Raw genomic sequence first — 17,508 nt, 5'->3', positions numbered from 1 at the left:
CTTTTGTCTGCAATCATCTTTAGATATTTTCAATCCGGACATGCGATACCGCAGGCAACGAGATCGCCAAACGGTTCGGCTCCGACATCTGCATTCCTTTGCGTCACTCGCTGAAGCACATTTCGGACATAACCGAACCACATGGACACAAGTATTTTCGCTGGTGTCGCATTTACAGGAGCGTGACAATGTCAATCATCGAGGATGTGCGCGAGATCATCGCCAGCCACGGCAAGCTTCCGGTGGATGTCGCCACCCTTGCCGACGACGCCGATCTCTATGCCGCCGGCCTGTCTTCCTTCGCCTCCGTCCAGTTGATGCTGGCGCTGGAGGAGCGGTTCGACATCGAATTCCCGGAGACGATGCTCAACCGCAAGACCTTCGCCAGCATCGGCGCGATCTCTTCGGCGGTCGCCGAGCTCGCCCCGCAAGAGCGGGTGGCGTGATGAACGCGCTCGGCTCCGCTCTGGCGACGACGCTCTGCGAGCGCATGCGCCGGGTCGCAACCATCGCCGCCGCCCATGCGGAAGCGGTCGACAGCGAGGCGCGGTTCCCGCGCGAAGCGGTCGAGGCGATGCGCAACGAACGGCTGCTCGGCTGCCAGATCCCGGTGGATCTCGGCGGCGAGGGCGCCACGGTGGCGCAGATCGCCGAACTCTGTGCGATCCTCGGCCAGGCCTGCGCCTCGGCCGCGATGATCTTCGCCATGCACCACATCAAGGCGTCGAGCCTGGTCAGCCACAGCGAGGGCGACGACTGGCACCGCGGCTTCATGGCCAGGGTGGCGAGCGAGCAACTGCTGCTCGGCTCGGCCACCACCGAAGGCGGCATCGGCGGCAACCTGCGCAATTCGATCTGCGCGATCGAGGTCGAGGGCGACACCTGCCGGCTGCAGAAGGACGCCACCGTCATCTCCTACGGCCTCGACGCCGACGCCATCCTGATCACCTCGCGGGCACATCCCCAGGCCGCCTCCAGCGACCAGGTGATGACCGTCTTCCTGAAGGACCAGTACACGCTCGAGCAGACCCATGTGTGGGACACGCTCGGCATGCGCGGCACCTGCTCCGACGGCTTCCTGTTCAAGGGCGAGGCGCCGGCCAGGCAGATCCTGCCCCGGCCCTTCGCCGAGATCGCCGCACAGTCGATGCTCGCCCATGCGCATATCCTGTGGAGCGCGGTGTGGTACGGCATCGCCGCCGACGCCTTCGCCCGGGCCCAGGCCTTCGTGCGCGCGGCCGCACGCCGCACACCCGACCAGGCGCCGCCCGGCGCGCTGCGGCTGGCCGAGGCCTCGACCCTGCTGCAGGGGGTGAAGGCCAGCATCGTCGCCGCCGTCGAGAAATACGAGGAAGCCCGCCAGGACGAGGACAAGCTGTCGTCGATGAGCTTCGCCGTCGCCATCAACAACCTGAAGATCGCCAGTTCGCAGACGATCCTGGCGATCATCAACCACTGCATGCTGATCTGCGGCATCCTCGGCTACAAGAACGGCACGCCCTACAGCCTCGGCCGGCACCTGCGCGACGCGCATTCGGCCCAGTTGATGATCTCCAACGACCGCATCCTCGGCAACACGTCGACCATGCTGCTCGTGCACAAGCAGGACACCAGCCTTTTCGGCTGAGGGGAGGACAGAATGGACATGCAGAGCTCGCTGCTCGACCGGCTGCTCGCCGCCGGCCTGCTGATCGACACCGGCATCGACGGCCTCTATGGCCGCAGCGGCGCCTTCGAGGACGTGATCGCGCGCTTCGAAAAGCTGATCGACGTCCACGCGCCGGCCGATGCGCGGCCCGAGGTGATCCGCTTCCCGCCGGGCATGAACCGCACCCATTTCGAAGGGTCCGGCTACATGAAGAGCTTCCCGCAACTGGCCGGCACGGTGCACAGTTTCTGCGGCTGCGAGCTCGACCACGCCAACCTGCTGCAATGTATCGCCGAGGGCGGCGACTGGACGGAAGGGCAGAAGGCGACCGACGTGGTGCTGACCCCGGCGGCCTGCTACCCGCTCTATCCGGTGATCGCCAAGCGCGGGCCGCTGCCGGAGGGCGGCGGGCTGTTCGACCTGCAGTCCTACTGCTTCCGCCACGAACCCTCGAAGGACCCGGCCCGCATGCAGCTCTTCCGCATGCGCGAATTCGTGCGCATGGGCACGCCGGACCAGGTGACGGAGTTCCGCGAGGACTGGATGGAGCGCGGCCAGGCGCTGATTTCCGCCGTCGGACTGGACGTCGAGCTGGACACGGCGAACGATCCGTTCTTCGGCCGCGCCGGCAAGATGATGGGCAACAGCCAGCGCGAGCAGAAGCTGAAATTCGAGCTGCTGATCCCGGTGACCTCGTCGGCGAAGAAGACCGCCTGCCTCAGCTTCAACTACCACCAGGACCATTTCGGCACGACCTGGGGCCTGACGACCCATGATGGTGCGACCGCGCATACGGCCTGTGTCGGCTTCGGCCTGGAGCGGATCGCGCTCGCGCTGTTCGCCCGGCACGGGCTGGAGACGGCCGACTGGCCGGCCGACGTGCGCAAGGCGCTGTGGGGCTGACCATGCCCGCATTCGACAGGCTCGCCGCCCTTCGGGCCGACGGCTACCGGCCGCATCCGCTGCATGACGCAGGCAGGATGTGGCCGGAGACCAATTGCTATGTCGACCTGTGGATCGAGGTGCTGCACGCGCTCGGCCTGCCGGTGGAGGCAATGCTCGGCTTCACCGTGACGCAGGATTTCGAGGGCGACCAGTTCACCTTCTTCAAGGTGCCGCTGGAGGACCTGGAGACGCTCTACGGCATCCGGGCGACGGAACTTGCCGTCTACGAGCCGGTCGAGCAGCATGTGGCGACGCAGATCGCCCGTGGCCGGCTCTGCCTCGTCGAGGTCGACAGCTATTTCCTGCCCGACACGCAGGGCGTCAGCTACCGCATCGAGCACGGCAAGACGACGGTGGCGATCACCGCGCTGGACGAAGGCGCCAGGCGCCTGCGCTACTTCCACAATGCCGGCTTCTTCGAGCTGGAGGGCGAGGATTTCGACGGGGTGTTCCAGCGCGGCGACCAGGCCCAGCCGCTGCCGTTCCTGCCCTATACCGAATTCGCGAAATTCCCCGAGACCGCCCCGGCCGGCAACCCGCGCGAGATCGCCTGGCGGCTGCTTGCCGGACATCTGGCGCGGCGGCCCAAGGACAATCCCTTTGCCGCCTATGCATCGGGCTTTGCCGCCGAGATCGAGGCGCTGTCGGAGCGGCCCTTCGAGGCCTTCCACAAATACGCCTTCAACACGCTGCGCCAGGCCGGCGCCAATTTCGAGCTGGCGGCAAGCCATCTCGACTGGCTCGCGCCGGACGGCGGCCTAGCGGCGGAAGCCGGTGCGGCACGCGCCATCTCCGAATGCTGCAAGACGCTGCAGTTCCAGCTTGCAAGGGCGCTGGCGCGCAAGCGCTTCGCCGGGCTCGGCGAGGCCTTGACGCCGGCAGCAACGGCCTGGGACACGCTGATGGCCGGGCTGGAGGCGAAGCTTGCGGCGCGCGCCGGCACCCGCGCGGCGTGACGCTGCGGCCACGCGGCCCGGCCGGACCCGGGGGAGCCAGATGATCGACCTTGCCACCCTGCCCGCAGCCGCCAACCGCCTTGCCGGCGCCGACTGGCGGCTCTGCGTGACCCCGGCGGATGCCTGGACAACGCCCGCCGACATGGACGCGGACGCCGACTGGGTTCCGGGAATGGTGCCGGGAACGGCGGCGGCGGCGCTGGAGGCGGCGGGGCGGTTTTCGCGCGAAGATCCGACGCCGCTGCACGACAAGGACGTCTGGTATCGCTGCCGGATCGAACCGGCGCAGGCCGGGCGCCACGTCCTGCGCTGCGACGGGCTGGCGACGGTCTGCGAAGCCTGGATCGACGGCGCGCCGCTGCTCGCCTCCGACAGCATGTACCAGCCGCTGGAGGTCGAGTTCGACCTCGACGGCCCGGCGGAGCTGGTGTTCTGCTTTCGCGCGCTGACGCCGCATTTCGCCCGCAAGGGACCCCGCGCCCGCTGGCGGACGCGGCTCGTCGACGAGCCGGGCCTTCGGATGGTGCGCAGCACCCTGCTCGGCCACATGCCGGGCTGGTGCCCGAGCGTGCATGCGGTCGGGCCCTGGCGGGCGATGACGCTGGCTGCTGCGTCCGACATCCTGCTCCACGATCTTTCGATCCGCGCCGCCTTGCGCGCGGACGGCACCGGAGAGCTCACTGTTTCGCTGCGGCCCGGCGCGGCCTTTGCGAGCGGCGAGCATATTGCCTGCGCCGGTGTGGAGGCGCCGCTGCACGCACAGGCGGACGGCAGGCTCGCGGCGACGCTGGAGCTTCCCGATATCGACCCCTGGTGGCCGCACACGCACGGAACACCCGCGCTGCACGAGGTCCGGCTCGTCGGCGGCGGCCACGACCGGTTGCTGGGACGCACCGGCTTCCGGCGGATCGAGGTCGACCGGGGGCCGGACGGCAACGGTTTCGCCCTTCTCGTCAACGGCGTGCCGGTGTTCTGCCGCGGCGCGGTGTGGACCAGCGCCGACATCTGCGCCCTGCCCGGCACGGTCGAGGCCTATCGCCCCTGGCTGGAGCTGGCGCGCGATGCACATATGAACATGCTGCGGATCGGCGGCACGATGGCGCCGGAAAGCCGGGCCTTCTTCGAGCTGTGCGACGAGTTCGGCCTTCTCGTGTGGCAGGACCTGCCCTTCGCCAATTTCGACTATCCGGTGAGCGATCCCGACTTCGCGGCGAAAGTCGCCCGCGAGACGGCGGACCTTTTGGCCGCAAGCAGCGCCTCGCCCTCGCTCGCGGTGATCTGCGGCGGCAGCGAGATGCACCAGCAGGGTGCGATGATGGGCCTGCCGGAAGAGCGCTGGCGCGGAGCCTTGAGCGAGGAGATCCTGCCCGGTGCGGCGGCAAGCGCGCGGCCCGACGTGCCCTATGTGGCGAACTCGCCGAGCGGCGGGGCCATGCCGTTTTCGCCGAATGCGGGCATTGCCCATTACTACGGCGTCGGCGCCTATCGCCGGCCGCTGGAGGATGCAAGGCGGGCAAATGTGCGCTTTGCCGGCGAATGCCTTGCCTTTTCCAACGTGCCGGAGCCCGGCGCGGTCTGCGAGCTCGCCCCCTGCCACCATCCGGACTGGAAACGCGGGGTGCCGCGCGACCGGGATGTCGGCTGGGATTTCGAGGACGTGCGCGACCACTATCTGCGCGAGCTCTACGGGATCGAGCCGCTCGACCTGCGCTACGGCGATCCGGCGGCCTATCTCGACCACGGCCGGGCGGCCGTCGCCGAGGTGATGGAGGCGACATTCGCGGAATGGCGGCGCCAGGGATCGGGCTGCGGCGGAGCGCTGGTGTGGACCTTCCAGGACCTGATGCCGGGCGCCGGCTGGGGCGTCATCGCCCATGACGGCACGCCGAAATCCGCCTGGCATGGCTTGCGCCGGGCGTTCGCGCCGCTGCGCCTGACCGTGACCGACGAGGGCACCAACGGGCTCGACATCCACCTGCAGAACGACGGGCCCGACGCACGTCCCCTGCGGCTCGAGATCGCCTGCCTGCGCGAGGGGCATATGGCGGTGGCGAGCGGCGCGGAGGTGGTGGAGATGCCCGCGCATGGCAGCCTGAGCCTGCCGGCGACGCGGCTGATCGGCGCCTTTTTCGACACGACACTCGCCTTCCGCTTCGGCCCGCCGTCGCATGACTGCGTGCATGTGCGGGCGCTTGATCCGCAGACCGGAACGGTGCTGGACGAGGCGTTCCACTTCCCGCTCGGGCGCAAGGCGTCGGCGCGCGGGGCGAAGGTTGCCGCCGAGGTCGTCGCCACGCCGGAGGGCGGCTGGTGCCTGCACCTGTCGACCGACAGGGTGGCGCAGAGCGTCGCGATCCGCGACGAGGCGTTCCTGGCGCTCGACAACGGGTTCCATCTCGCTCCCGGAGCGGTGAAGCGCGTCGAGCTGCGCCGGCGGGCCGGGGCGCCGGGCGAGGCACGGCCGCGCGGGCAGGTCGCGCCGCTCGGCGGCGCGCCGGTACCTTACGCGGCGGGCTGAACCTCCGCCGCCGTGGCCTCTCCCGCCCCGGCACGGGTTCCCAGGGACGCCGCGATCACCTGGTCGCGCAGCGCCAGCCGCGCCGCCGCCGGCGTGAGGTTGTGGTCGGCGTCCGGAATGAGGACGACGGCGATGTTCGGATAGGCGGCGAGCCGCTTCCACCCTTCGCCGAAGAATGTCTCCAGCTCGGCAAGGCCGGGATCGCCCTCGCTGAAGACGAGGACGACGCCGACGCGGCGCAGGGTCAGGGTCGCCAGGTTGGCATGCACCTGCCGGTAGAGCCGCGAGAACGGCGCCAGCCCGAACAGGAACGGCGCAAGACGCCGCTCGCTCTCCCGCCAGGCCCGGATCGCCAGATTGCGCAGGATGCCGATCGGGTGGGACTTGCCGGCCAGCACCCGCTTCCATTTCTCCAGGTTGAACAGCTTGCGGCCATACTCGCTCGCCGAACTGTGACCGAAGCGCAGCACCTCGGCGACATCGTCGCGCGGGTCCCACAGGAAGCGCTGGAGATTGACCGCCACCACCTGGGCGACGCGCGGGTCCGTCACCGCGCCGTTCAGCGCCAGATAGGCGCCGCCGCAATTGCCGGTGACGACGACGCGGCTGCCGCCGCCCCTCGCCTCGCACAGATCGATGGCGGCGGACAGTTGCGCCGGAAGCGCGGGATCGTAGTGCACGATGGCGGGGCCGCCGGGCAGAGGCCGGCTGTCGCCGATATCGGCAAGGTCGAAGCGGAAGGAGGGGATGCCGGCCATGGCAAGGGCGCGGGCGAGTTCCACCGCGCCGCGGGCCCAGCCGGCGCGCGGATTGCCGCCGGCATTCAGCAGCATCACCGGCAGGGCCTGCGGATCCGGACGGGAGGGCTCGCACCAGACCCCGACCAGGGCCTCGCGCGGGCCGAACAGGCACAGGGTTTCCTGGAAGTCCGCAGCGGCGAGAGCGGCCGGCGCGGCGGCCGGCACAAGGTCGTCACGGCCCGCCAGACCGCCCTCCGGCAGGAGGCGGCGCAGCCAGGACATGACCTTCGCGAAATCGGCCTCCGGCACGATCGAGCCGGTCGGGTCGCTCATCAGGTCGTCATAGCCGGCCATGATGCCGGCCTCGCCGCCGGTGGCGCCGGCCAGCGCCTCGCACAGGGCGATTTCCGCGGAGCGTCCCTCGCGCGCCAGCGCCAGCACCGGACAGGCCGGCGGCGTCAGGGAGCCGAGGTCGAGGCCGCGAAGCTCGCCGGCAAGCGCCTCGGACAGGGGCAGGCCGGCGATCTGCAGCGCCTCGCCGGGGCCGGGTGCGGGGGCCGAGCCGGTGATCTCGCCGATCATCGAGGCGCGGGCCTGGGTCTCGCGCAGCCAGAGGCGCCCCTTGACCGGCGGCGCCAGCAGCACGAGGCCGGCGATGCCTTGCGGATGGGTCCCGGCATGGCGCAGGCACAGGGCCGCGCCGAGCCCGAGGCCGAGCAGTACGACGCGGGTGGCCTTGGTGTGCCGCAGCAGCGTCTCGCAGGCGGCCGCGAGCGCCGCCTCGAATGGGGCGAGGCCCTCGATCTCTCCCGTGCCGGCGAGCGAATCGCCCGCGCCGGGCTGGTCGTAGCGCAGCACCGGACAGCCCAGCGCCGACAGGCGGTCGGACAGCACGCGCAGGGCGCGGCGGGCGCAGAGCGCCTCGTAGCCCCAGGGCTCGCAAACGACCACGCCGACATCGCCGCCGGCCATGTCCAGCAGACCGAAGGTGCCGGCAAAGGCGACCGGCAGGCGCGGTGCGGGGTCCCTCGTCGTCATCGGCGGCGCAACGCCTCGCATGTGCGCTCCTGCTCTGTCCGGCGCGGGATGAAATGCTCGATCGCCACCATCTGCGGCCGGTCGAGCCCGTCCTCGAGCGGCTGCACCGAGAGCGGATGGTCGCCCCACCAGTCGCCGGCGGCCCAGATCGCCCAGCCGGCCCAGATGTCGGGGCGCGCGTTGACAAGGCCGACGAGGCGGGCAAGGCCGCGATAGCAATCGGGGCGGGCATGGCCGCCGAACTCGCCGAGGAAGGCGCGGTTGCCGGTCTCCTCCATCCAGGCGGTGACGCGCTCCAGCGCGGCGATCGCCTCGTCCACCTTGTTGCAGGCGGTCCTGGTGCCGGAATAGTCGTCGTCGAGATACTGGTGGATGTCGAAGCCGTAGTGATTGAGCGGGTCGATGACGCCGCGCATCACCTGCGCATTGGAGCCGCCCGGCTGATCGGCATACCAGTGAACGGCGCCGGTCCAGATGGTGCCCGGCACGAGGATGAAATTGTCGGCGCCGGCGGCGCGGATCTCGGCGATGGCCGCATTGGCGGACGGCAGCCAGTGCTGCGCCGTGATCAAGGCCGGTTCGTTCATGAGCAGATAGATGACGTCGTCGCGCCCGGCAAAGAGCGGCGCGAGACGACGCCAGAAATCGGCGAAGGCGGCAATCGGCACATCGTCGCTGCCGATGGTCTTCTGGTAGTACATGGCGAAATTGTGCGGATCGAGCACGACCGTCATGCCGAGCCCGGTGGCGGCCGCGACCGTCTCGCGCAGGCGCGTCAGCTCGGTCGCATCGAACTCGGCGAATTGCCGCTTCTGCAGCCGCTCCCAGCGGAACGGCAGGCGGACGACATTCATCCCCTTCGAGCGCAGGTAGCGCAGGGTCTCGGCTGAGGGATAGATGTAGTGACGGCCGAACTCGCCGGGCAGCGCCTCGCCGAACTCGGCGCCGGCCGCATTGGCGCCGCGCAGGCACTCGGCCGCGCCCACGGGCAGCGCGCCAAGCAGCAAGGCGGCGAGAACGCCGCCGGCTATGATCCTAGAGACGGCCATTGTCCCCCGCCTCCAATTGCCGAGCGGCCTCGCCCGTCGCCCGCCTCTCGCGCCAGCGCAGGACCAGGAACGAGGTGGCGGCATTGTCGACCTGCCACTTGCGCAGCACCCAGCGGCGCGAGATCAGGTGCAGCGTCACCAGTTCGATGACGCCGGCCATGGCGACGCCTTCCGGTCCGAACTGGCTGGCCAGCAGGAAGAGCAGGCCGAGATAGGCCGCGAACACCAGGCTGCGCGCCTTGAGCAGATAGGCCTCGCCGCCGCCGATCATCATCAGCCAGGTGCCGGGCCCGAAGAAGGCATGGGCAATCGCCCCGATCGACAGCAGCACCAGCACCGGGAAATGCTCGACAAAGGCGGGATTGAACAGATGCAGCACGAAGGGCCCGACCACCAGCAGGGCGAGGCCGCCGATGAAGGCCAGCACGAAACTGCCCGCCGACAGCATGGAGACGAGCTTCTGCGCGCCGGCATAGTCCCGCTCCTGGAAGCGGGCGGAAATCAGCGGCACGCCGACCGTGTCGATCGCCAGCACCGGCAGGATCAACAGGGAGGCGATGCGGGTGGCGACGAAATAGAAGGCCGCAACGTCCAGGCCGATGGCGATGCCGATCAGGATCGTCTCGAAATAGACCGCGGCGGCCGAGAAGAAGCCGTTGGCCGAGAAGGTCAGCGTCTCGCGGCGCCAGGCGCGCGAGGGGACCTGCGCCCGGGCCTCGGCGGAACCCAGGAACGACAGCCCCTCCCGGCCGACGAAGCGGACGAACTGGTAGCCGACCATCAGCGCGAGCAGGCCGGTGACGATCTCGATCGCCGCAGCGCCGGTGTGCAGCAGGCCGGCCCAGGCAAGGCCCACCAGCGTCAGGCTGGACACCAGGCGCCAGAGATTCTCGCGCGGCACCAGGGCCAGCACGATGCGCGCATGGACGATGAAATAGCTCTGCAGATATTCGCTCAAGGTGAAGATCGCCCCGAACAGCAGGGCGACCGGCAGGTGGTCGTAAGGATAGGGGAGCCGGTCGGAGAAGATCCAGACGACAAGCGCCGCCAGCACCTGGCCGCCGCAGCCGACGCCGAGCCACAGCGCGTTGTAGAAGAGGATCGGCTGGTTGGTCTCCCCGCGCACATGCTCGGCCACGCGGAAGTGCTTCATCAGCAGGACCTGCTGGCCGAAGACGGCGATCAGCCCGAGCGAGGAGCCGATCGAGAACAGGAAGATGTAGAGGCCGTATTCGTCGGTATCGAGCACCCGGCTCGCCACCAGAAGCAGGGCGAAGCTCAGCACCGTGCTGCTGCCCCGGCTGACCAGCGCCCAGAAGATCTTGCGACCTCCCTTGCTGGCGATAATGGCGCGGATCCGCCCGATCATGAGGCCACCTGCTCGCGCCCGCGCTCCAGGCGCGCCGCCGCATGGTCGATGGCACTCGTCAGGAACCTCGTATAGGCGGCGGCGACATGCGGCCGATAATAGGGCTCGGCGGAGGCCAGCGCCCCCCGCGACAGCCGCTCGTAAAGCGCACCGTCGCCGGCGACCCGGTCGATCAGCGCGGCGAGCGCGGCGACATCGCCGGGCGGGAACAGGAAGCCGTTATGGTCGTCGGCCACCGTCTCGGCGATGCCGCCGAGATCGGAGCCGAGCACCGGCACGCCATGGGCGAAGGCCTCAATGGCGACACGGCCGAAGGCCTCGCGGCCGAGCGAGGGGAACACCAGCAGGTCGATCTGCGGGAAGAACGCCGCCGGATCGCTCCAGCCGAGGAAGCGGGTGCGCTCGGGGGGAAAGGCGCGGGTGAGCGCCGGTGCCTCGCTGCCGTCCGGCGCCGTGCCGGCGATGACATAGTCCACCGGCCGGCCGGTGGCGGCACAGGCCGCCTCGCCCAGCACCTGCAGCCCCTTGAACGGCGTGTGGACGCTGAGAAAGCCGACGCGCAAGGGACGGCCCGCCGGGAAGGGGCGGGCCGCGGCGCCGGCAACCCTGTCGACGGCGCCGGGAATGCGGGCGCTCAAGGCATTGGGGAAATAGCCGGCCGAGACATGCCGTTCGATCACCTCCCGGCTCTCGCCGCAGACCGCATCGACATAGCGGGTGAAATGGCGCTTGCCGAGCGAGGTCAGCCAGCAGCCGGTGCACTGGCTTTCGCAGTTGCGTCCGTCGGGCTTCTGCATGACGCCGCGCCAGCACAGCAGGAAGGCGCTGCGCAGCGTATGCGCCACCGGCACACCGAGCGAGCGGGCCGCCGCCCAGGAGGCGACGTTGATGTTCTCGATACTGTCGGTCAGCAGCACATCGGGCCGGAAGTCGGCGATCTCGCGGCGCATCACCTGGAAGGCGCGCGGGTTGCCGTTTTCCAGCAGGTGCCAGACGGCCTTCTTCCAGGTCGGGCGGGGCCGGCGATAGTTCCAGTAGACATTGGTCGGGCGGATGCGCCGGACCTCGAACCCGTCGAGGCGCTCCAGCCCCTCCTCGTCCGCCGCATTGACGACGCGCAGCACATGCCCCTCGCCCGCGAGCATGCGCGCGAGCATCAGGGCGGAAATCGGCCCGCCGCCGTCCATGTAGGGCGGAAAGGCAGCGCAAGCCATCAAGATGCGCATCGGCCTGGGCGGGTTCATGGAGCTTGTCCTAGGCGGTGAGTCTACCCCGCCTGATAGCGGAAACATGTTAATCGCCCGTGTTCGGGGCCGTTTCGCCAGTCGTGCGGGCGCGTTTCCGGCCGGTTGAGTTAATCGGAGCTTGCCGCAAAAGGACAGGGCGGTCCGGCGACCCCGCTTCAATCTTGCTTTACCATGGGGCCGAAAACGCTGGCCTGTCCGGCCAGCGGCAACCGGCCGTTCATACCTTGATCCTAGCTTCGCGGGCGACGGCAGCGCGATGCGCGGCGCAGACTTCCTGCATGACAGGATGGCAAGAAGATGACGGCAACGACCGAGGACACCGTGCAGGCACGCCCCGCGACACGGCCGCGACCGAACCTCGCTGACCTCACCCGCCGGCGGGCGAAGACGCTCGGCCTGCGGCTGCTGGCGAACAGCGGCCTCACCCGCCTCCTCGCCCGGCGCTATGGCGGCTCCGGCGTCATCCTGATGTTCCACGACTTCACCCGCGATCCCCGCGCCCAGCTCGACCAGGGATGCCGGATCGACGACTTCGAGCGGATCCTGGCCGGACTGAGGCAGCGCGGCCGCGAGGTGGTGACGCTGGACGAGGCGATCCGCCGGCTGGCTGAGAACGACCCGCGCCCCTTCGCGGTGCTGACCTTCGACGACGGCTATCGCTCGAACATCGACCTGGCGCTGCCGGTGCTGGAGAAATATGCCGCGCCGGCAACGATCTATGTGCCGACCGAAATGACGACCCGCACCCTCAACGCCTGGTGGCTCGGCCTTACCGAACTGTTCCGCGCCCGCGAGCGGATCGAGATCGAGGCGATGGACGCGCGCTTCCTGTGCCCGGACCTCGACAGCAAGATCGGCGGCCTGCGGCGCGCCATCGCCTGGGTCTGGGGCGACTTCCGCCGGGCGGAGATGCTGGCCCCGACCTTCCGCTCCCACGGCATCTCGCTTGCCGATGCGATCGACCGGCACATTCTGGATGAGGCCGGCGTCGTCGCCGCCGACCGGCATCCCTTGATCGAGATCGCCGCCCATACCACGACCCACCGCGCCCTCGCCCTGCTCAATGAGGCCGACCTGCGCTCCGACATTGCCGACAACAAGGCCTATCTGGAAACGCTGCTCGGCCGCGAGGTGCCGCATTTCGCCTATCCCTACGGCCCGCCGTCCCTGTCGGGCGAGCGCGAGCCGCGGATCGTGCGCGAGGCGGGCTTCCGCACCGCCGTCACCACCATGCCGGGCTCGCTGTTTCCCGAGCACGCGCACCATCTCTTCACCCTGCCCCGGCAGAACGCCGAATACACCGAGGACTCCGCCGCCTATACCGCCTGTGGTATCGACGGGCTGTTCCGCGCCATCGCCGCGCGCGGCGGCAGTCCGCTGGCCGGCATCGCGGAGCCCGCCGCATGAGCGCTCCCGCCAGCGCCCCCAACCGCGATGCCCCCGACCGCAGCCTCGCCGAGGCGGCGACCGGCGACCCGCTGGACCGCCTGCGGCTGGTGCATGTGGTGCGCCAGTACAAGCCGAGCGTCGGCGGGCTGGAGGATTTCGTCGCAAGCCTTGTGGCCCGCCAGAAGGACCGGTTCGCGCGGGTAACGATCGTCACCTGCGACCGGGTGTTCCGCGGCGGCACGCGCGAGCGCCTGCCGGCGCGCGAGGTGATCGACGGGGTCGAGGTGATCCGCCTGCCCTGGCACGGCTCGACCCGCTATCCGGTGACGCCGGGGGTGTTCCGGGCGATCGCCGAGGCGGATCTCGTGCATGTCCACGCCATCGACTTCTTCTTCGACGCGCTGGCGCTCGCCGCCCCGTTTCACCGCAAGCCGCTGGTCGCCACCACCCATGGCGGCTTCTTCCACAGCGGCACGGCGGGCGGGCTGAAGACGGTCTGGTTCAACACGCTGACCCGGCTCTCGGCCACCGCCTATCGGGGCCTCGCCTGCTGCAGCCAGAGCGACTACGACCGCTTCGCCGCCATCGCCCCCAGCAAGGTCCGCTTGATCGAGAACGGCGTCGACCTTGCCAAGCTGGGGGACGCGGGATCGAAGGCGCCGGTCAAGGGGATCGTCACCATCGGCCGGCTGTCGCACAACAAGCGCATCGACCGGGTGCTCGACGCGCTCGCCCTGCTGTGCCGGCGCGATCCCGACTGGCGGCTCGACATCGTCGGCACGCCCTTCGACTGGAGCGCCGCGGACGTGGAGGCGATGATCGCCGAGCGCGGGCTGACCGGCAAGGCGCAGCTCCATGTCGGGCCGGACGATACGGCCATGCGCGAGATCGTCGGCCGCTCCAGCCTCTTCGCCAGCGCCTCGGTCTATGAAGGCTTCGGCCTCGCCCTGATCGAGGCGATGAGCGCAGGTCTCGTTCCGGTGATCGAGCCGAATTCCGCCTTCATCGCCTTCGCGCAGCGGCATGCCGGGATCACGCTGGCGGACTTCGCCAATTCCGAACAGGCGGCGGAGGCGCTGGAGGCCGCCCATGCGCGGCTCGCTGCTGCGCCGCAGGCCCTGCGCCAGGACGCCATGGCGGTGGCGCGGATCTATTCCTGGGACGGCACCGCCGAGCGCTATGCCGACTTCTACCGGGAGGCGCTGGGGGGCGCGACGGGCTGAGCCCGGCCGGAGGCAAAGCCCCGCCAGACATCGACGGCGCCGGCGCAGAACCAGAACAGGGCGGCGGTCTTGATCGAAAAGAGCGAGGCGGAGACCACCATCAGCAGGCAGATATAGACGATGATCGGGACACGGAAGCGCCAGGCATCGAGCGAGCGCAGCGGCGCGAAAATGTAGAGCGCCCACAGGCCGGCGACGCCGATGAGGCCGAACTGGTGGAGCGAATAGGCATAGCCATTGTCCTCCAGGAAACCGTCATAGGTGGAGATGCCGAAGACGCCCTGGATATCGAGCTTGAGCAGCAGCCACGAGGCATGCAGCCAGCGACCGCCAAAATTGTCGTCCCAGCGCAAGGCATCCGTGGTCATGCCGTAGATCGCCATCGCCAGGATGATGAGGGCCGGGACCAGAAACCAGATCAGGGACGGCACCAGCCGATAGAAAAGCATCGCCCCGACACTGGCGAAGCAGACCATCGTGCCGAAGCGGGCATCGCACAGGATGAGAACGACACAGCCGGCGAAGAACAGCAGGCCGCGTCCCGCCATGTCCTTGCGGAACACCGCCCAGAGCACCAGGAAGGCACCGTAATTGCCCATGCCGACGGGTTCGAGGAACACCGAGGAGACACGGTGCGTGCCCAGAAACGGCAGCATGTTGCGCCCTTCCATGCGGATGCCGCTGATGAACAGCGAGGACCCCTCGACGATATGCTCGGCGACCTCCAGCGAGCCACGGGCGACGTAGTATTGCAGCACGTTGACATAGGCGATGAAGAGATCGAGCAGGAAATACTCGAACAGGCCGACCGCCACCACGATGGCGGCGGTGAGCAGCACGATCCGATCGACGCCGGCGATGTCCCGGACCCGGCGGCCAAGAAAGTAGAAGACGATGGGAATGAGCCCGTCGCGGATCGCCTTGAGGTCGAGTTCCGGTCGCAGCGCCAGGATCAGCGCCATATAGGACAGATAGATGGCGAGCAGCGCGTAGAGCCCGGCCCGGCGGTCGGCGGCGAGCAGCAACGCCCCGGCAATCAGTACCAGTTCCGCCAGCATCACCGTGTTCTGGGAAATGCCCATCACCCGGGTGTTGAGGAAGGCCAGGAAGAAGTTGAAGACCACCGTGCCGACGATCACAAGGCCGGCGGCAAGGAGCCACAGATCATAGGTGTCGGGGCGACGAAGGGCGGCGGGCCGCGATGGCGGCAGTCGGGTCCAGACGGGGGCCCCCGAGGCTTCAGGCCGCCAGCGCGACATTGCCGATCATCCGCTCTTCCCAAGGCTTCAGCAGGGCGAGGGTGCGGTCGAGATCGGACCGGGCGGTTCCGCCCACCTGGGTCACCAGCAGGATCGCGTCGCTATAGTCGAGAAGCACGGGGAGATGAGAATTGTCGAGCGCGGAGCCGCCGTCGACAATCAGGAACTCGCTGCCGGCAGTGTCGAAGGCATCCAGCCCCGCCCGGCGGGACTCGCCATCGAGCCGTTCGACCGTGAGGGCCCCCGTCGGCGCAAGGGCGGTGGCCTCCGCCTCGCGGCGGCGGGCGGACAGGCGGGAGCGACCGCCCGACTGTGCCATGGCGGTGCCGCCGGCGGGTGCGGCGAGCCGCGCGGCGCCGTCGCCGGGCCGGGCAAGCAGCACGTCCTCGCCCATATCGTAGAGGCTGGCGGCGATGGCGCGCGACAGCGGCGCGGTGTCGATGCCCGGGCCTGTCGCCAGCACCAGCACATGGGCCGGACGCTCGTTCTCGAACGCATGGCGCAGCGCGAAGGCGATGCGCGTGACGGCAAGTTGGCGCTCGGCGGCTCCCTCGCCGCCGCGTCGGCGCAGCCCCCGCCGGCTGGCCGGGACCGCAATGCTGGCGATCAGCGGCACGCCGGTGATGTCCACCAGTTCGCGCTCCGAGCCGAGCTTGCCGTTGAGGATCTCCCAGCCGACGGCCGCCCCCGCCGCCATGATGGTGCCGAAGACACCGGCGGCCAGCAGCACGATGAGGCCGGAGGGGGCGGTGGAGCGCAGCGGCGCCACGGCCGGCGAAATGATGCGGGAGCTGCTGGTGTCGATGCTGCTCTGCTCGTCCAGCTCCTTGGCCCGGCTCAGGAAGGTGCGATAGACCGAGGCGAGCGAGTCCGCCTCGCTTTCCAACTGGCGGAGCTGGATTTCCGCCCTGCTCTGGTCGACGCTGGTCGAGGTGACGCGCTGCACCTCGGTTTCCAGCGCGACGACATTCGCTTCCGCCCGCTGCAGGTCGGCATCGGCCGAGCGACGGACGCGGCTGAGTTCCTCGTCGATGAGCTGCCGGGTGTTGGCCAGTTGCGAACGAAGCTCTCGAAGCTGCGGATGATTGGCCCCGAGCGTCGTGGCGGCCTGCGCCTCGCGCTCGGCGATGCGGGCATATTGGACGCGGAGCGAGCCGAGCGTGGTGGTCTGCAGCCGGACGGGCAGGGCACCGCCCTCGATGGCACCGGCCGTCAGCCCGGCGAGGAGATCGGCATTGGCGCGCGCGCCCTCCAGCTCGACCCGCGCCTGGGTCAGTTGCGAGTTCAGCTCCTGCAGCCGCTGGCCGACGACGAGGCCGCGCTCGGCGGTGCGGATCAGGCCATTCTCGGCGCGGAAGGCCTCGACCTTCGCCTCCGCCGCCTCCACCCGCCGGCGCATGTTGTCCGCCTGGGCCTGCAGCTCGACCGAGGCGCGCAGGGTCGCTTCGGTGCGCTGGACGCGCTGCTCGTCGAGATAGATGCGCGCCGCCTCGTTGGCGATCTCGGCGGCCCGGAAGCGATCAGGATGCTCCATGAAGATGTTGAAGACGAAGGCATTCTCTATGCGTATTACCTTGAGACGCTCGCGCAGCCCGGCGATTGTCGCGGACCTGCGATCCTCCGCCGACGGCGCCGTGCCGCCGCCCAGCAGCTTCGACAGCAGCCCCCCGGACTGCGGCAGGATCGCCCGGTCGTTTTCAAGGTCCAGCTTGTCGATGAGCTCGTTCAGCACGGAGTTGGAGAGAATGACATAGGCCTGGCTGTCGACGGCCAGGCGCTGGACGCTGTCGCCGCCCTGGCGCGACACGATCTCGTTGCCGACGATCTGCAGGGCCTGCGGCTCGATCAGCAGTTCCGCCAAGGCCTTGTAGGTCGGCGTGCGCAGCATCAGATAGACAACGGCCAGCGTCATGAAGACCAGAGGCACAATGATCAGCCAGATCATGCGCTTCTTCAGAATGCCGGGGATCTGGTAGATATCGATCATGCTCGGGAAGCCGCTGCTGGTCTCACGGGTCGCATTGCGCCCCGGCACCACGCCACGGGCGGGCACGCTCGCAAGTCTCGACCGTCATGGTTAACATTTCCTCAAGTGGTCGTGCATTCGGCATCACCGGCCAAAGGTGG

Annotated in this window: 13 protein-coding genes; 7 read left to right on the top strand and 6 right to left on the bottom strand. The window is 69.2% G+C overall.

Features of this window, described 5'->3' with window-relative positions; all coding sequences use genetic code 11:
• Positions 1–188 precede the first annotated feature (188 nt).
• Genes TSB10P1A_RS15955 through TSB10P1A_RS15935 form a run of 5 tightly spaced genes read left to right on the top strand, consistent with a single transcriptional unit; the run spans position 189 to position 6,067 of the window.
• Positions 189–446: an acyl carrier protein gene (locus tag TSB10P1A_RS15955; protein WP_371515135.1), complete on the top strand. Its 258-nt coding sequence runs from the start codon at positions 189–191 to the stop codon at positions 444–446.
• The gene (locus TSB10P1A_RS15950; RefSeq protein ID WP_186388980.1) at positions 446–1,627 is read left to right on the top strand and encodes an acyl-CoA dehydrogenase family protein; all 1,182 of its coding nucleotides are present in this window, start codon (positions 446–448) and stop codon (positions 1,625–1,627) included. The genes TSB10P1A_RS15955 and TSB10P1A_RS15950 overlap by 1 nt, the downstream gene beginning before the upstream one ends.
• A gap of 12 nt (positions 1,628–1,639) precedes the next feature.
• Positions 1,640–2,551, top strand: coding sequence for an amino acid--[acyl-carrier-protein] ligase (locus tag TSB10P1A_RS15945; RefSeq protein WP_186388904.1), 912 nt, complete (start codon positions 1,640–1,642; stop codon positions 2,549–2,551).
• A 2-nt stretch (positions 2,552–2,553) separates the two neighbouring features.
• Positions 2,554–3,549 carry a DUF1839 family protein gene (locus tag TSB10P1A_RS15940; protein ID WP_186388903.1) on the top strand — a complete coding sequence of 332 codons (996 nt, stop codon included), beginning with the start codon at positions 2,554–2,556 and terminating at the stop codon, positions 3,547–3,549.
• A 40-nt stretch (positions 3,550–3,589) separates the two neighbouring features.
• Positions 3,590–6,067, top strand: coding sequence for a glycoside hydrolase family 2 protein (locus TSB10P1A_RS15935; protein WP_186388902.1), 2,478 nt, complete (start codon positions 3,590–3,592; stop codon positions 6,065–6,067).
• Here the strand turns inward: TSB10P1A_RS15935 and TSB10P1A_RS15930 are convergent.
• Genes TSB10P1A_RS15930 through TSB10P1A_RS15915 form a run of 4 tightly spaced genes read right to left on the bottom strand, consistent with a single transcriptional unit; the run spans position 6,052 to position 11,507 of the window.
• Positions 6,052–7,845 (bottom strand): alpha/beta fold hydrolase, encoded by a 1,794-nt coding sequence (locus tag TSB10P1A_RS15930; RefSeq protein ID WP_186388901.1) that lies wholly within the window; start codon positions 7,843–7,845, stop codon positions 6,052–6,054. The genes TSB10P1A_RS15935 and TSB10P1A_RS15930 overlap by 16 nt on opposite strands.
• A complete protein-coding gene (locus tag TSB10P1A_RS15925; RefSeq protein ID WP_186388900.1) occupies positions 7,842–8,894 on the bottom strand; it encodes a glycoside hydrolase family 5 protein in 1,053 nt (350 codons plus the stop codon). The genes TSB10P1A_RS15930 and TSB10P1A_RS15925 overlap by 4 nt, the downstream gene beginning before the upstream one ends.
• On the bottom strand, positions 8,881–10,263 hold the full coding sequence (locus tag TSB10P1A_RS15920; RefSeq protein ID WP_186388899.1) for a lipopolysaccharide biosynthesis protein: 1,383 nt from the start codon (positions 10,261–10,263) through the stop codon (positions 8,881–8,883). Before TSB10P1A_RS15920 ends, TSB10P1A_RS15925 begins: the two co-directional genes overlap by 14 nt.
• Positions 10,260–11,507 (bottom strand): glycosyltransferase family 4 protein, encoded by a 1,248-nt coding sequence (locus TSB10P1A_RS15915; protein WP_186388898.1) that lies wholly within the window; start codon positions 11,505–11,507, stop codon positions 10,260–10,262. The genes TSB10P1A_RS15920 and TSB10P1A_RS15915 overlap by 4 nt, the downstream gene beginning before the upstream one ends.
• Before the next feature lie 300 nt (positions 11,508–11,807).
• Between TSB10P1A_RS15915 and TSB10P1A_RS15910 the strand changes: the two genes are divergently transcribed.
• Both TSB10P1A_RS15910 and TSB10P1A_RS15905 read left to right on the top strand, forming a co-directional pair.
• A complete protein-coding gene (locus TSB10P1A_RS15910; RefSeq protein ID WP_186388897.1) occupies positions 11,808–12,917 on the top strand; it encodes a polysaccharide deacetylase family protein in 1,110 nt (369 codons plus the stop codon).
• Positions 12,914–14,122 (top strand): glycosyltransferase family 4 protein, encoded by a 1,209-nt coding sequence (locus TSB10P1A_RS15905; protein ID WP_186388896.1) that lies wholly within the window; start codon positions 12,914–12,916, stop codon positions 14,120–14,122. Before TSB10P1A_RS15910 ends, TSB10P1A_RS15905 begins: the two co-directional genes overlap by 4 nt.
• Here the strand turns inward: TSB10P1A_RS15905 and TSB10P1A_RS15900 are convergent.
• Together TSB10P1A_RS15900 and TSB10P1A_RS15895 are read right to left on the bottom strand one after the other, a co-directional pair.
• Entirely contained in the window at positions 14,089–15,381 is a 1,293-nt protein-coding gene (locus TSB10P1A_RS15900) for a UDP-phosphate alpha N-acetylglucosaminyltransferase (protein WP_186388895.1), read from the bottom strand. The two genes, TSB10P1A_RS15905 and TSB10P1A_RS15900, sit on opposite strands and share 34 nt — an antisense overlap.
• The gene (locus TSB10P1A_RS15895) at positions 15,362–17,434 is read right to left on the bottom strand and encodes a GumC family protein (RefSeq protein ID WP_208987111.1); all 2,073 of its coding nucleotides are present in this window, start codon (positions 17,432–17,434) and stop codon (positions 15,362–15,364) included. The genes TSB10P1A_RS15900 and TSB10P1A_RS15895 overlap by 20 nt, the downstream gene beginning before the upstream one ends.
• Positions 17,435–17,508: the final 74 nt, after the last annotated feature.

Origin of the sequence: Stappia sp. TSB10P1A, from assembly GCF_900185725.1 — a bacterium.
Lineage (GTDB): Bacteria > Pseudomonadota > Alphaproteobacteria > Rhizobiales > Stappiaceae > Stappia.
Note: the sequence above shows the minus strand (reverse complement) of the source record. Positions and strands in the feature narration are given on the sequence as shown.